Origin of the sequence: Burkholderia glumae LMG 2196 = ATCC 33617, assembly GCF_000960995.1 — a bacterium.
Lineage (GTDB): Bacteria > Pseudomonadota > Gammaproteobacteria > Burkholderiales > Burkholderiaceae > Burkholderia > Burkholderia glumae.
Window position 1 is genome coordinate 2,178,465 of sequence record NZ_CP009434.1, and the last position, 14,878, is coordinate 2,193,342.

General features: G+C 69.1%; 16 protein-coding genes. 2 read left to right on the forward strand and 14 right to left on the reverse strand.

Translation table 11 applies throughout. The features are described from left to right. Positions 1-78: 78 nt before the first annotated feature. A complete protein-coding gene (locus KS03_RS32740; RefSeq protein ID WP_232252168.1) occupies positions 79-1,170 on the forward strand; it encodes a hypothetical protein in 1,092 nt (363 codons plus the stop codon). 447 nt (positions 1,171-1,617) lie between these two features. Here KS03_RS32740 and asd read toward each other — a convergent pair whose 3' ends face one another. The 7 genes from asd to KS03_RS09995 form a co-directional block, all read right to left on the reverse strand. Continuing rightward, a complete protein-coding gene (gene asd, locus KS03_RS09970; protein WP_012733643.1) occupies positions 1,618-2,739 on the reverse strand; it encodes an aspartate-semialdehyde dehydrogenase in 1,122 nt (373 codons plus the stop codon). Positions 2,740-2,827: 88 nt separating this feature from the next. After that, entirely contained in the window at positions 2,828-2,944 is a 117-nt protein-coding gene (locus tag KS03_RS33345) for a hypothetical protein (RefSeq protein WP_017425075.1), read from the reverse strand. Between the two features lie 109 nt (positions 2,945-3,053). After that, positions 3,054-4,121 (reverse strand): 3-isopropylmalate dehydrogenase, encoded by a 1,068-nt coding sequence (gene leuB / locus KS03_RS09975; RefSeq protein WP_012733642.1) that lies wholly within the window; start codon positions 4,119-4,121, stop codon positions 3,054-3,056. Between the two features lie 86 nt (positions 4,122-4,207). Next, entirely contained in the window at positions 4,208-4,858 is a 651-nt protein-coding gene (gene leuD, locus KS03_RS09980; protein ID WP_012733641.1) for a 3-isopropylmalate dehydratase small subunit, read from the reverse strand. A gap of 73 nt (positions 4,859-4,931) precedes the next feature. Next, entirely contained in the window at positions 4,932-5,075 is a 144-nt protein-coding gene (locus KS03_RS09985) for an entericidin A/B family lipoprotein (RefSeq protein ID WP_012733640.1), read from the reverse strand. Between the two features lie 5 nt (positions 5,076-5,080). Then, positions 5,081-6,490: a 3-isopropylmalate dehydratase large subunit gene (leuC, locus tag KS03_RS09990; RefSeq protein ID WP_012733639.1), complete on the reverse strand. Its 1,410-nt coding sequence runs from the start codon at positions 6,488-6,490 to the stop codon at positions 5,081-5,083. Between the two features lie 241 nt (positions 6,491-6,731). Next, the gene (locus KS03_RS09995; RefSeq protein ID WP_012733638.1) at positions 6,732-7,361 is read right to left on the reverse strand and encodes an alanyl-tRNA editing protein; all 630 of its coding nucleotides are present in this window, start codon (positions 7,359-7,361) and stop codon (positions 6,732-6,734) included. 162 nt (positions 7,362-7,523) lie between these two features. On the opposite strand from KS03_RS09995, the gene KS03_RS10000 reads away from it, so the two are divergent. Then, positions 7,524-8,621, forward strand: a complete 1,098-nt coding sequence (locus tag KS03_RS10000; protein WP_012733637.1) for a threonine aldolase family protein — start codon at positions 7,524-7,526, stop codon at positions 8,619-8,621. A 75-nt stretch (positions 8,622-8,696) separates the two neighbouring features. Here the strand turns inward: KS03_RS10000 and KS03_RS10005 are convergent, their stop codons facing one another. From KS03_RS10005 to sdhA, 7 genes are all read right to left on the reverse strand, one after another. After that, positions 8,697-9,506, reverse strand: coding sequence for a helix-turn-helix transcriptional regulator (locus KS03_RS10005; protein WP_012733636.1), 810 nt, complete (start codon positions 9,504-9,506; stop codon positions 8,697-8,699). Between the two features lie 192 nt (positions 9,507-9,698). Beyond that, positions 9,699-10,079, reverse strand: coding sequence for a hypothetical protein (locus tag KS03_RS10010; protein WP_017432813.1), 381 nt, complete (start codon positions 10,077-10,079; stop codon positions 9,699-9,701). A 109-nt stretch (positions 10,080-10,188) separates the two neighbouring features. Next, entirely contained in the window at positions 10,189-10,578 is a 390-nt protein-coding gene (locus KS03_RS10015) for a VOC family protein (RefSeq protein WP_012733635.1), read from the reverse strand. A gap of 155 nt (positions 10,579-10,733) precedes the next feature. Next, complete coding sequence (gene gltA / locus KS03_RS10020) at positions 10,734-12,038, reverse strand: citrate synthase (RefSeq protein ID WP_012733634.1); 1,305 nt, start codon at positions 12,036-12,038, stop codon at positions 10,734-10,736. Positions 12,039-12,091: 53 nt separating this feature from the next. After that, the gene (locus KS03_RS10025; RefSeq protein ID WP_012733633.1) at positions 12,092-12,364 is read right to left on the reverse strand and encodes an FAD assembly factor SdhE; all 273 of its coding nucleotides are present in this window, start codon (positions 12,362-12,364) and stop codon (positions 12,092-12,094) included. A gap of 11 nt (positions 12,365-12,375) precedes the next feature. Further along, positions 12,376-13,077, reverse strand: coding sequence for a succinate dehydrogenase iron-sulfur subunit (locus KS03_RS10030; protein WP_012733632.1), 702 nt, complete (start codon positions 13,075-13,077; stop codon positions 12,376-12,378). A gap of 21 nt (positions 13,078-13,098) precedes the next feature. Further along, positions 13,099-14,874, reverse strand: a complete 1,776-nt coding sequence (gene sdhA / locus KS03_RS10035) for a succinate dehydrogenase flavoprotein subunit (RefSeq protein ID WP_012733631.1) — start codon at positions 14,872-14,874, stop codon at positions 13,099-13,101. Between the last annotated feature and the right edge of the window lie 4 nt (positions 14,875-14,878).

Here is a 14,878-nt window from a genome sequence, read left to right on the forward strand (position 1 = left end):
GGCGGCGCTTCGTCAGGCGCTGCGCGCCGGCGGCGGCGGAACAGGAAACCGAGCACCAGTGCGGCCGCAGCGACGCCGATGGCGATCACCGCGGTGCGGTCGAGCGGCACGGCAGACGATGCCGGCCGGGCGGCGGCCGGCCGTGGCGGGGCCACCGCGGCCGGCGCCGGGGCCGACGCGGCTGCCGAGCCTGCCTCGGCGGCACTCGCGGCCGAGGCGGCACCCGGTGCGCTGGCCGGGGCCGGCATCGATGCGGCATCCGGTGCCGGCGTGGCCGCCTTCGGCGTCGGCGCCGCGTTTTCGGCAGCCGGCTTGCCGACGCCATGCTGCTGCAGCTCCATCAGCACGCGGTTTTTCAAGGCGAGCAATTGCTGGAGGCTCGACGGGCGCGCCTGCGCGGCCGACGATGCCTGCGCGGCGCTGCTGCCGGCCGCGGCGCCGGGTGCGAGCAGCGCGGCTTCCGCCGCACTCGAACCGACCGGCGGCGCGGTATGGATCGAGCCGCTCCAGCTGTGCGGACCGCCCGCGCCGACCGCGGCCGAGCCGGCATCGGCCGGACGCGCCACGGCGGCCGGTGCCGCGCTCGCGGCCGACGACGGCGCAGCAGCGGCGCCTGCCGACGCCCCACCAGCCGCCGACGAACCTCCCGTCGCGGCGGCCGCGGCCGTGGCATCGGCCGCATGCGACGCGCCGTTCGCGGCACCAGGCCCCGTCGCGACGGGGCTGGCGGCCGGCGCCGCGGCGGGCGCGCTGGCCGAGGCGCCGGGTGCCGGTGCCGCCGTCACGCCCGCGTGCGTCCCGGCCGCGGCGCTCACGGCACGCGGCGCGGCGGCACCTGCTCCTGCCCCTGCCGCGCTTGCCGCCGAGGCGCCGGCGGCGCGTGCGGTACCCGCCGCGCCCGCTGCCGGTCCCGCTGATGCGGCTGATGCCGCCAGCGCTGCCCCGCTCGCATCGAGCGGCGGCACGGTCAGCGTCGCGCCAAGCCGCAGCCGGCTCGGATCGCGTTTCATGAACGCCTGCGGATTCGCGTCGAACAGCGCGTGGCTCGCACGGCCCAGCACCGCGGGATCATGCGATTGCGTGACGGCCACCGCGATATCGGTCAGCGACTGGCCCGGCCGCACGGTGATCGCGAGCGGCGCGGCGGCGGCCTCCGAAGGCGCCGCGTGAGCGGGCGGCGCGGCGGCCGACAGCAGCGCGGCGGCCGCGGCAGCGATCGAGTGCGTCACGAACGCACGGCGCGCGGCGGGCGGACGGATTCGTGCAAGAAAGGAAATACCGGGGATAAATCGCAGCGTCATCGGCACATTCGCCGCGGCAGCGCGCGGCCCTGGTTCGCGTTGGAAGAGGACAGGATTCGGACACGGACGCGCCGGCGGCCCGAGGCGCCGCGCGCGTGCGACGCCGGATTGCGTCGTAGCCGCGTAGTTTACTTTACCCGCCACGCATTTCGCGCATTTCGCGCATTTCATCGCGCCCGCCACGCGCGAGCGGCGCAACCATGGCGCGGCGCGGGGCGGCGCACGCCCCAAAACGAAGCGGCGTTCGCCGCCCCCGGCCGGATGCCGGGCACCGCGAACGCCGCCGTCGTCCCTGCGGACGCGGACCGCGCCGGTCTTATCGGTCCAGCAGGATGCGCAGCATCCGGCGCAGCGGCTCGGCCGCGCCCCACAGCAGCTGGTCGCCGACCGTGAACGCCGACAGGTATTCACCGCCCATCGCCAGCTTGCGCAGGCGGCCGACCGGCACCGACAGCGTGCCCGTGACGACCGCCGTCGACAGTTCGCGGATCGACGCTTCGCGCTCGTTCGGCACGACCTTCACCCAGTCGTTGCCCGAGGCGATGATCGCGTTGACTTCGTCGAGCGGCACGTCCCTGGTCAGCTTGATGGTGAGCGCCTGCGAGTGGCAGCGCATCGCGCCGACCCGCACGCACAGGCCGTCGACGGGGATCGAACCCGGCTCGCCCATGCCCGGCTTGCCGAGGATCTTGTTGGCTTCGGCGCCGCCCTTCCATTCTTCCTTCGACATGCCGTTGCCGAGATCCTTGTCGATCCACGGAATCAGCGAGCCCGCGAGCGGCACGCCGAACTGGCTGCTCGGCATGTCGGCGCCGTTCATGGCGGCCGACACGCGGCGGTCGATGTCGAGGATCGCCGAGGCCGGATCGGCCAGCTGCTCGGCCACCGCGCCGTGCAGCACGCCCATCTGCGCGATCAGCTCGCGCATGTTCTGCGCGCCGGCGCCCGAGGCGGCTTGATAGGTCATGGCCGTCATCCAGTCCACCAGGTTCTCGCGGAACAGGCCGCCCAGCGCCATCAGCATCAGGCTCACGGTGCAGTTGCCGCCGATGAAGTTGCGGGCGCCCTTCACGAGCGCGTCCTTGATCACGTCGAGGTTGACCGGGTCGAGAACGATGACGGCGTCGTCCTTCATCCGCAGCGACGAGGCCGCGTCGATCCAGTAGCCCTTCCAGCCGGCTTCGCGCAGCTTCGGGAACACCTCGTTGGTGTAATCGCCGCCCTGGCAGGTGATGATCGCGTCGCAGCCCTTCAACTCGTCGATGCTCGCCGCGTCCTTCAGCGTGGTCTCGTTTTTCGCATAGGCCGGCGCCTTGCCGCCAGCATTGCTGGTGCTGAAAAACACCGGCTCGATCAGATCGAAATCGCCCTCTTCCTGCATGCGCTGCATCAGCACGCTGCCGACCATGCCACGCCAACCTACGAGACCTACCTTCATGACTCAACCTTTGCTTGAGAATTTTCCCCGCCTTCTCCGCCCCCCGCGTAACCGCGCGGGGAAATCAGGCGGGCACGACGGACGACGATCAGCTTTTCGTGATCGTTTTCGTGATGATGATTTTCGTGGAGACGATGGCGAGCACATCCACACGGGCTTCGCCGTGCGGATTCAGGACCGGGGAGATCAAGAGATTCAGCGCCATGCGTTGGAGTCTACACAAACCTGCAGGGCCGGACAACGGCCCCATGAAACAATCGCGACCGGCGCGCCGCAGCCCTCCTTTGCGGGCCGCCAGGCGCGCCGGGGCGGCGTTACAGCGCGGCGACCACCGCGTCGCCCATCTGCTCGGTGCCGACCTGCCGGCAGCCCGGCGTGGCGATGTCGCCGGTGCGGTAGCCCTGTTCGAGCACCTTCTGCACCGCGCGCTCGATGCGCTCGGCCTGCTCGGCGCGATTCAGCGAATAGCGCAGCAGCATCGCGGCCGACAGGATGGTGGCGAGCGGATTGGCCACCCCCTTGCCCGCGATGTCCGGTGCCGAGCCGTGCGAGGGCTCGTACAGGCCCTTGTTGTTCTTGTCGAGCGAGGCCGACGGCAGCATGCCGATCGAGCCGGTCAGCATCGCGGCCTCGTCGGAAAGGATGTCGCCGAACATGTTGCCGGTGACGATCACGTCGAACTGCTTCGGCGCCTTGGCGAGCTGCATCGCCGCGTTGTCGACGTACATGTGCGAAAGCTCGACGTCGGCGTATTGCTTGGACACGTCGATCATCACGTCGCGCCAGAACTGCGAGGTTTCGAGCACGTTGGCCTTGTCGACCGACAGCAGCTTCCTGCCGCGCTTTTGCGCCGCCTGGAACGCCACGTGCGCGATGCGGCGCACTTCGGGCTCCGAGTAGCGCATCGTGTCGAAGCCTTCGCGGGCCCCGGCGAACGGGCCGTCCGGCGCCTCGCGCGTGCCGCGCGGCTGGCCGAAGTAGATGTCGCCGTTCAGCTCCCGCACGATCAGGATGTCGAGCCCGGCAATCAGTTGAGGCTTGAGCGGCGAGGCGTCGACGAGCTGCGCGTAGCAGATCGCCGGGCGGAAGTTCGCGAACAGCTCCAGATGCTTGCGCAGGCCGAGGATCGCCTGCTCCGGACGCAGCGCGCGTTCGAGCGTATCGTACTTCCAGTCGCCGACCGCGCCGAACAGGATCGCGTCCGCCTGCTTCGCGAGCGCCAGCGTCGCCTCCGGCAGCGGATGGCCGGCCGCCTCGTAGCCGGCGCCGCCCACCGGCGCCTGCTCCAGTTCGAAGGTCTCGTCGAGCGCGTTGAGCACCTTCACCGCTTCCTTGACGATCTCGGGGCCGATGCCGTCGCCCGGCAGCACTGCAATCTTCATGCGATTTTTCCTCGGTAGGTTGGGAATTCGGGCGCGCCCGCGCAGGCGGCCGGGGCCGGCCTCGCGCGCGGCGCCGCGGCCATCGGTCAGCCGATCAGGCGGTTGTTCAACCAGGGCTGGCGCGCGATCCGCTCGGCCTCGAACTGGCGGATCTTGTCGGCGTGGCGCAGCGTCAGGCCGATGTCGTCGAAGCCGTTCAGCAGGCAGTACTTGCGAAACGCGCTGACCTCGAACGGGTACTCGCGATTGTCGCCCGTGCGCACCACCTGCGCGTCGAGATCGATCGTCAACTGGTAGCCGTTGAACGCATAGGTCTCGTCGAACAGGCGCGCGACCTCGCGCTCGCCCAGCACGATCGGCAGCAGGCCGTTCTTGAAGCAGTTGTTGAAGAAGATGTCGGCGAAGCTCGGCGCGATGATCGCGCGGAAGCCGTACTGCTGCAGCGCCCACGGCGCATGCTCGCGCGAGCTGCCGCAGCCGAAGTTCTCGCGCGCGAGCAGCACCGAGGCGCCCTGGTAACGCGGCTGGTTCAGCACGAAATCGGGGTTCAGCGGCCGCTTCGAGTTGTCCTGGCCCGGCTCGCCGTGATCGAGGTAGCGCCATTCGTCGAACGCGTTCGGGCCGAAGCCGGTGCGCTTGATCGACTTCAGGAATTGCTTCGGGATGATCGCGTCCGTGTCCACGTTGGCGCGATCGAGCGGCGCCACGACGCCGGTGTGTACAGTGAATTTTTCCATGATCCGTGACCAGATTGGATGCCGGCCCGCGGGCCGGCGAAATCGTTTGTCCGTCGGGCGGGTCGCGCCGCGCCTAGTCCGCCGCGCGCGTGATCGCGCGGCCGGCGGCGTTGATGTCCTCGCCCATGCCGGCGACCGTGTTGCAGGCCGCGAGACCGAGCACCATGCCCGCGAGGGCGACGAGCGCCGCGAGGCGGCGCAGCTGCGTGCGTGACATGAGGCTCACCCGAGACGGCGGATGTCGACGAAATGGCCTTCGATGGCCGCGGCCGCGGCCATCGCGGGGCTCACCAGATGGGTGCGGCCGCCCGCGCCCTGACGCCCCTCGAAGTTGCGGTTCGAGGTGGACGCGCAGCGCTCGCCCGGATCGAGCCGGTCGGCATTCATCGCGAGGCACATCGAGCAGCCCGGCTCGCGCCATTCGAAGCCGGCCTCGAGGAACACCTTGTCGAGCCCCTCGCGCTCGGCCTGCGCCTTCACGAGGCCCGAGCCCGGCACCACCATCGCCAGCCGCACGTTGGCGGCCACGCGCCGGTTCAGCTTCTTCACGACATAGGCGGCGGCGCGGATGTCCTCGATGCGGGCGTTGGTACAGGAGCCGATGAAGATCTTGTCGACCTGGATCGATTCGATCGGCGTGTTCGGTTCGAGCGCCATGTAGGCAAGCGCGCGCTCCATCGCGTTGCGCTTGACCGGATCCTTCTCGCGCTCGGGATCGGGCACGCGGCCGTCCACCGCCGTGACCATCTCCGGCGAGGTGCCCCAGGTGACCTGCGGCACGATGTCGGCGGCCGTCAGCTCGACCACGCGGTCGAACTGCGCGCCGGGGTCCGAAACGAACGTGCGCCAGTACTGCACGGCCTGATCCCATTCGGCCCCGGTCGGCGAGAACGGCCGGCCCTTCAGGTAGTCGATGGTGGTGTCGTCCACGGCCACCATGCCGGCGCGCGCGCCGGCCTCGATCGCCATGTTGCAGACCGTCATGCGGCCTTCCATCGACAGCGAGCGGATCATCGAGCCGCCGAATTCGATCGCGTAGCCGGTGCCGCCCGCCGTGCCGATCCTGCCGATGATCGCGAGCACGATGTCCTTGGCGGTGCAGCCGCGCGGCAGCTGGCCTTCCACTTTCACCAGCAGGTTCTTGCTCTTTTTCTGCAGCAGCGTCTGGGTGGCCAGCACGTGCTCGACCTCCGAGGTGCCGATGCCATGCGCGAGCGCGCCGAACGCGCCGTGCGTGGAGGTGTGCGAATCCCCGCAGACGATCGTCATGCCCGGCAGCGTCGCGCCCTGCTCCGGCCCGATGATGTGGACGATGCCCTGGCGCAGGTCGTTCATCTTGAACTGGGTGATGCCGTAGCTGTCGCAGTTCGCGTCGAGCGTGTCGACCTGCAGCTTCGAGACCGGATCGGCGATGCCGTGCGTGCGGTCGGTGGTCGGCACGTTGTGGTCCGACACCGCGAGGTTCGCGCTGATCCGCCAGACCGGACGCTCGGCGAGCTTCAGGCCCTCGAACGCCTGCGGACTCGTCACTTCGTGCAGCAGGTGACGGTCGATGTAGAGCAACGCGGTGCCGTCCTCCTCGGTGTGGACGACGTGAGAATTCCACAATTTATCGTAGAGAGTCTGTGCCATGGGGTATGCGGGGTTAGGGTGACAACGGGCGCTTCCTGGCTAGCAATTATGCCATCAACCCCGCCGCGCGGCACCCCTAAATTCCAAAAAAACCCAATGAAAACAGTGGCTTGTCTGGTATTTTCAGTACCCGGATAAGGGCTACCCGGTAGCCCGGCCGAAAGCGAGGCCAGCGCTGTCGGGCACGCCGCGCCCCGGCCGGCGGCAGCGCGAGCCGGGCACGGCGCGCGGGCCGCCTCGCTCAGGCCACCTCGTACTGCACCGTCAGTTGCCCCTTCTTCTCCTTGACCTTGACGATCACGATCCGTCCGACCTGCGCGCTTGACGCCACGTGCGTGCCGCCGCAGCCCTGGGCCTCGAAGTCGCCAAACCCGATCACCCGCATGCCGTCGCGCATGCGCGTCGTGCGCGGCAGCGCGGCCGCCACCACGGCATTCACCTCGCGCGCGAGCGTCTCGGCATCGATCGGCCGCGCGCCCTCGCCCGGCTCGAACACGACCCGCGCCTCGCCGGGCCAGTGGTGCCCCTTCACCGCGCGCCAGCCCGACGCCGCAGCCGCATAGCCGATCAGATGGCCGGCCGAATGCAGCCGCGCATGCAGCGCGCGCGGCGCCGCGTCGACCTCCACGGCCGCCGCGCCGGGCGCCACCGCGCGATCGGTGCGATGCACGACCGCCTCGCCCTCGGCGGCCACGTGCAGCACGCGCGCCGCGCCGATCCGGCCGGTGTCGGACGGCTGGCCGCCGCCCTGCGGGTGGAACGGCGTCTCGGCCAGCCTCACGCGAAAATGGCCGTCGCCGTCGGGCTCGCAGGCCAGCACCTCGGTATCGAGCGCGAGCGCATCGCTGTCGTAATAGCGTCGAATCGTCATCAAAGCTCCTGGGCGAATGTCATCGCGATGCCATCGAGGCCCCGACTATGCGGGCGCCGGCGCCGCCGCTCAAGGGGGCGGGCCATTCAATTTTTTACAATCGAGGCGGCCCGCGCCGCGTTAGGGTCGCGGTCAACGCCTTCTTCTTCGACAGGATTCACGATGGAACACGCCGCCTCCCCCGCCGCTCCGAACCGGGCCGACGCGCCGCTCGACTTCAGCAGCGACAACGCCGCCGGTGCCTCGCCGGCCGTGCTCGACGCGCTGGTCGCCTGCGCCAGCGGCCGCGCGCCGGCCTACGGCGCCGACCCGTGGACGGCCAGCGTCGAGCGGCGCCTGGCCGAATTGTTCGAGCACGAGGTGGCGGTCTCGATCGTGCCGACCGGCACCGCCGCGAACTCGCTCGCGCTGGCCGCGCTGACGCCGCCCTGGGGCAGCGTGCTCTGCCATCCCGACAGCCATATCAACAACGACGAATGCGGCGCGCCCGCGTTCTTCGCCGGCGGCGCGAAGCTCGTCACGGTGGCGGGGCCGGACGCCAGGATCGATCCGGCGCGGCTCGCGGCGGCCGCCCGCGCCAAGCGCGGCGACGTCCACACCACGCAGCCGTCGGCCGTCAGCATCACGCAGGCCACCGAGGTGGGCAGCGTCTACACGCTCGACGAAATCGGCGCGATCGGCGAGATCTGCCGCGCCGAATCGCTGTCGCTGCACATGGACGGGGCGCGTTTCGCCAACGCGCTGGCCGCGCTGGGCTGCACGCCGGCCGAGATGACCTGGCGCGCCGGCGTGGACGCGCTCTCGTTCGGCGCGACCAAGAACGGCGTGCCGGGCGCGGAGGCCGTGGTGCTGTTCGATACGCGCCGTGCGGCCGAACTCGCGTTTCGCCGCAAGCGCGCCGGCCATCTGAGCTCGAAGATGCGTTTCCTGTCCGCGCCGCTCGACGCGTATCTGGCCGACGCGCTGTGGCTGCGCAACGCGCGCCATGCCAACGCGATGGCCAAGCGCCTCGCCGACGGGCTGCAGGCGCTGCCGGGCGTCGCGCTGGTGGGCGGCAACGCCGCCAATATTCTGTTCTGCCGACTGCCGCAGGCGCTGACCGCGGGGCTGCTGGCGGCCGGCGTGCGCTTCTATCACGACCGCTGGGCGCCGGGCGTGGTGCGCTTCGTCACCTCGTTCGCGACCACCGAGGACGAGGTCGACCGGCTGCTCGCGCTCGCACGCGGGCTGAACCCGGCCGACCAGGCGCCGGCTGCCTGAGCGGCGCCGGCCACCACCCGGGGAACGCGTGAACAGCGCACCACGGTTGCCCCCGGATGGCGTGTCAATAGCGTATCAATAGCGCGACGGTGCGCAGCCGAACGCGCGCCGGAACGCGCGGTTGAAATGGCTCTGGTCATAGAAGCCGACCGCCTGCGCCACCTCGGCGATCGACTGCGTGCCGCGATGCAGCATCAGGCACGCGCGTTCGAGGCGCAGCCGCACCAGCCATGCGTGCGGGGTCATCGCGGTGGTGCGCTTGAACAGCTTCAGGAATACAAAGCGATCGACGCCGCAGAGCGCGGCCAGTTCGTCGAGCGTGATCTTCTCGGCCAGATGCGCCTCGCAGTAGTCGCGCACGCGTGCCCATTGCGCCGCCGGCAGCGCGCCGCCCACCTCGCGCGGCGTCAGCGCTGCCGAGGCGGCGAACAGGCGTTCGAGCAGCATGAGCCAGGCCGATTGCACGCCGAGCACCGCCTCGGCCTGCTCGACGCGCAGCGCCGCGTGCAGGCCGCCGAGCCGCTGCGCGAGCGAGGCGTCGTGGAGCGCCGCGCCGCGCAGCGCCGGCTCGCCGGGGCGGCCCGACAGTTCCTCGACCACGCCCGCCATCAGTTCGGTCGGCAGCCGGAACGTCTTCAGCGTGTAGGCATCGTCGCCGGCACGCGTGCCGTCGTGGACCTCGCCCGGCGGCATGATCGAGACGCTGCCCGGACCGAGCAGGACGGTGCGGCCGGCGAACTGCTGGCGCTGCACGCCCTCGGTGACCACGCCGACGTGGAAATCGAGGTGGTAATGGCGATCGAACCGGAATTCGCTGAAACGCGCGTCGCCCAGCACGAGTCCGGGGACGTCGCGGCTGCGGGTGTATTCGACACGGTCTTTCATGGAAGCGGCTGCGGGACGGGAAACGGAAACCAGGCGCGCGGCACCGCGCCGCCGCGATTGGCCGGGCGGGCCGCGGCGCCAGGTGCATCGAGCTTAGCATGCCCGGCCCGCGCGCGTGAGCGCGCACGAGGCGCCGCGCCTGCCATCCTGCCGCCGCGATGCGCGCGCCCGAAGCCCGGCGGCGCGCTCGCCCTATTGCGCCGCCGCGGGCGGCGCGGCGGGCGAGGAAGGCGGCACGAACGGATAGCCGCCGGGCGACGTCCCCGCGATCCGCCTGGGGTCGCACGGCGGCGCGAACAGCAGGCCGCGCGGGTTGCCCGACGGCGCGAACATCGACGCGCCCGCCGCCAGCACCGCCAGCGAGGCGAGCCCCATGCCGGTGCCGAACAGGCTGTTGCCGTCCGCGCGCAGCAGCGGCGCCGGCCGGCAGCGGGCCGGCGCGTCGGTTCGGCTCTTGGTGCTGCCGGCCGCGGCATCGCGCATGCCCTGGTCGATCACGTCGGCGCGCGCACCGGGCGCGGTACCCAGCAGCGCCCCGATCAGCAGCGCGGGCAAGGCGGAACGACGATTCATGGGCAGCCTCGTGAACGGATGGATTCGATGGTGGCCCGCAGTGTAGCGGCGATCCGGCGCCTGTCCTGTCGAATTTTGTCAGCGCGCCGCCGGCCGCCGCCGGGCGGCGTCACGCCGGCGCGTGGCAGCAGACGCAGAGCTTGTTGCCGTCCGGGTCGCGAAAATACGCACCGTAATAATCGGCATGGTATTGCGGGCGCAGCCCCGGCGCCCCTTCGCAACGCCCGCCCGCCTGCAGCGCGAGCGCATGGCAGCGATCGACGGTGGCGCGGTCGCGCGCGAGCAGCGCCACCATCTGGCCGTTGCCGGGCGCCGCCGCGCCGCCGTCGAACGGCCGGCAGATCACGAACAGCGGCCGCGCCGCATCGGCCGGCATCCAGCCCGCCATGGCGGGCGGCGCATGGAATTTCAGCGGCAGGCCCAACGCCGCCATCAGCGGCGCGTAGAACGCATGGGCGCGCTCGACGTCCTGGACACCTACGCAGACGTGGGACAGCATTGACGGCTCCGGGTCGGGTCAAAACACCGATCATGCCACGGCGGCGGGCGGCACCGCCCGAGCGCGCCCTTACCAAGCAAAACACCCCGGCGGCCGAAGCCGCCGGGGTGTTTCTCATGCGCGGCGCGCGGCCGTTCGGAGACGGCCGGACGCGATTAGGAACGCTGCGCGATCGGCACCGCTTCGCGCGGCGTCTGGCCGACGAACAGCTGGCGCGGACGGCCGATCTTCTGCTCGGGATCGGCGATCATCTCGTTCCATTGGCCGATCCAGCCGACGGTACGCGCCATCGAGAAGATGCAGGTGAACATCGAGGTCGGGATGCCCAGCGCGCGCTGGACGATGCCCGAGTAGAAATCGACGTTCGGGTACAGCTTGCGCGACACGAAGTATTCGTCCTCGAGGGCGATCTTCTCGAGCTGCATCGCGAGCTTGAACAGCGGATCGTCGTGCAGGCCGAGCTCTTCGAGCACTTCGTGGCAGGTTTCGCGCATCAGCTTCGCACGCGGATCGTAGTTCTTGTACACGCGGTGGCCGAAGCCCATCAGCTTCACGCCCGAGTTCTTGTCCTTCACCTGCTTGATGAATTCGGGGATGTTGTCCGACGAGCCGATCTGCTCGAGCATGTTCAGCGCGGCTTCGTTCGCGCCGCCGTGAGCCGGGCCCCAGAGGCAAGCGATCCCGGCCGCGATGCAGGCGAACGGGTTCGCACCCGACGAACCGGCCAGACGCACCGTCGAGGTCGAGGCGTTCTGCTCGTGGTCGGCGTGCAGGATCAGGATGCGGTCGAGCGCGCGCACCAGCACGTCGTTGACCTTGTACTCCTCGCACGGGTTCGAGAACATCATGTGCATGAAGTTCGCGCTGTACGACAGCTCGTTCTTCGGATAGACGAACGGCTGGCCGATGCTGTACTTGTAGGCCATCGCGACCAGCGTCGGCAGCTTGGCGATCATGCGGATCGCCGAGACTTCACGGTGGCGCGGGTCGTTGATGTCGAGCGAGTCGTGGTAGAACGCCGACAGCGCGCCCACCGCGGCGACCAGGATCGCCATCGGATGCGCGTCGCGACGGAAGCCGCGGAAGAAGAAGTGCATCTGCTCGTGCACCATCGTGTGCTTCGTGACGGTATCGACGAATTCCGCCTTCTGGGCGGCGTTCGGCAGCTCGCCCTTCAGCAGCAGGTAGCACGTTTCGAGGAAGTCCGCGTTTTGCGCGAGGTTGTCGATGGGGTAACCGCGATACAGCAGTTCGCCCTTGTCCCCGTCAATGTACGTGATCTGCGAGTTGCACGAGGCCGTGGACATGAAGCCCGGGTCGTACGTGAACTTGCCGGTCTGGCCGTACAGCTTGCGGATGTCGATCACGTCCGGGCCCATCGTGCCCTTGTAGATCGGCAGTTCGACGCTCGGCGAATTGTCGCTGAACGATAGCGTGGCTTTAACATCAGACGGAGTCATGGCACATCCTCAATCGAAAATGAAAACGGAATTCGATAACGGACGCAGCGCTCTCATGCACTGCGCAGCATCTCCAGCAGCCGGGAAACGTCCGGGCCGGCAAGGTCGCCCTCCGGTTCTTTGCGGGCAAGCAGCAAGTCCATCAGGTCGTTGTCGGATAGTTCGAGCAGGCGGGTCAGCGCGCCCACGTCGGCATCGGTGAGGTCATGCTCGTATCGGCTGAAGAAACGCTCGAAAATCAGGTCGTTCTCCAGCAGACCGCGCCGCGCGCGCCAGCGAAGGCGCGCGCGGCGGTGCGGGTCGGACTGGTGCGACTGTTCAGTCATGTCGAATCAGCTCAGACCGCGCGGCGAACCATCAATTCCTTGATCTTGCCGATCGCCTTGGTCGGGTTCAGCCCCTTCGGGCAAACGTCGACGCAGTTCATGATCGTGTGGCAACGGAACAGACGGTACGGGTCCTCGAGGTTGTCGAGGCGTTCGGCGGTGGCCTCGTCGCGGCTGTCGGCGATGAAGCGGTAAGCCTGGAGCAGGCCGGCCGGGCCGACGAACTTGTCCGGATTCCACCAGAAGCTCGGGCACGAGGTCGAGCAGCTCGCGCACAGGATGCACTCGTACACGCCGTCCAGCTCCTCGCGCTCTTCCGGCGACTGCAGGCGCTCCTTCTCGGGCGGCGGCGTGCCGTTGATCAGGAACGGCTTGATCGAGTGGTACTGGTTGAAGAACTGCGTCATGTCGACGATCAGGTCGCGCACCACCGGCAGGCCCGGCAGCGGACGCAGCACGATCCTCTCGGGCAGGTCGTTCAGGTTCGTGAGGCACGCCAGACCGTTCTTGCCGTTGATGTTCATCGCGTCCGAGCCGCACACGCCCTCGCGGCACGAGCGACGGAACGACAGCGTCTCGTCGATTTCCTTCAGCTTGACCAGCGCGTCGAGCAGCATGCGTTCATGCTTGAGCTCGACTTCGTACGTCTGCATGCGCGGCGCCGCGTCCTTGTCCGGATCGTAACGATAGAGTTCGAAAATGCGTTTTGCCATGTCAGATTCCTCGAATTCGGCTTAGAACGTACGCGCCTTGGGCGGCACGGATTCGACCGTCAGCGGCTGCATGTGCACCGGCTTGTAGTCGAGACGATCGCCTTCGCTGAACCACAGCGTATGACGCATCCAGTTTTCGTCGTCGCGTTGCGGGTAGTCGTCCTGCGCGTGCGCGCCGCGGCTTTCCTTGCGGGCTTCGGCCGACACCATGGTGGCGCGCGCCGCTTCGACCAGGTTCGCCACTTCGAGCGCTTCGACGCGCGCGGTGTTGAACACCTTCGACTTGTCCTTCAGGTGGATGTGCTGGGCACGTTCCGCGAGCTTCTTGATGTCCTGCACGCCTTCGGCCAGCAGCGCCGAGGTGCGGAACACGCCGGCATGCTTCTGCATCGAGCCGCGAATCTCGTTGGCGACGCTTTGCGCGTACTCGCCCGAACTCGAGCTGTCGAGCTTGGCCAGACGCGCAAGCGAGAAGTCGGCCGCGTCCTTCGGCAGCGGCTTGTGCTCGCGCTGCTGCTTGACGTGTTCGACGATGTGGTTGCCGGCTGCGCGGCCGAACACCACCAGGTCGAGCAGCGAGTTCGTGCCCAGGCGGTTGGCGCCGTGCACCGACACGCACGAGCACTCGCCCACGGCATAGAAGCCGTTGACGGGCTCTTCGTGGCCGCGCGGCGTGCCGACGACCTGGCCGTGGATGTTGGTCGGGATGCCGCCCATCTGGTAGTGGATGGTCGGCACGACCGGGATCGGCTCCTTGATGCAGTCGACGTTCGCGAACTTCAGCGCGATTTCGCGGATCGACGGCAGACGCTTCATGATCGTCTCGGCACCGATGTGCGACAGGTCGAGCAGCACGTGGTCCTTGTTCGGACCGACCCCGCGGCCTTCCTTGATTTCCTGGTCCATCGAGCGCGAGACGAAGTCGCGCGGCGCCAGATCCTTCAGCGTCGGCGCATAGCGCTCCATGAAGCGCTCGCCGTCCGAGTTGCGCAGGATGCCGCCTTCGCCGCGCACGCCCTCGGTGATCAGCACGCCCGCGCCGGCCACGCCGGTCGGGTGGAACTGCCAGAACTCCATGTCCTGCAGCGCGATGCCGGCGCGCGCGGCCATCCCGAGGCCGTCGCCGGTGTTGATGAACGCATTGGTCGAGGCCGCGAAGATGCGGCCGGCGCCGCCCGTGGCGAACAGCGTGGTCTTGCCTTCGAGGATGTAGACGTCGCCCGTTTCCATTTCGAGGGCGGTCACGCCGAGCACGTCGCCGTCCGCGTCGCGGATCAGGTCGAGCGCCATCCATTCGACGAAGAACTGCGTCTTGGCCGCGACGTTCTGCTGATACAGCGTGTGCAGCAGCGCGTGGCCGGTACGGTCGGCCGCCGCGCAGGCGCGCTGCACCGGCTTCTCGCCGTAGTTCGCGGTATGGCCGCCGAACGGGCGCTGGTAGATGGTGCCGTCCGCGTTGCGGTCGAACGGCATGCCGAAGTGCTCGAGCTCGTAGACGGCGTTGGGTGCTTCACGGCACATGAATTCGATCGCGTCCTGGTCGCCGAGCCAGTCGGAGCCCTTGATCGTGTCGTAGAAGTGGTAGTGCCAGTTGTCTTCGCTCATGTTGCCGAGCGAGGCGCCGATCCCGCCCTGGGCGGCAACCGTGTGCGAACGCGTCGGAAACACTTTCGAGAGCACGCAGACCGACAGGCCCGCGCGCGCGAGTTGCAGCGATGCGCGCATCCCCGAGCCGCCCGCGCCGACGATGACCACGTCGAACTTGCGACGCGGCAGGGAAGTGTTGATTGCAGCCATGCTT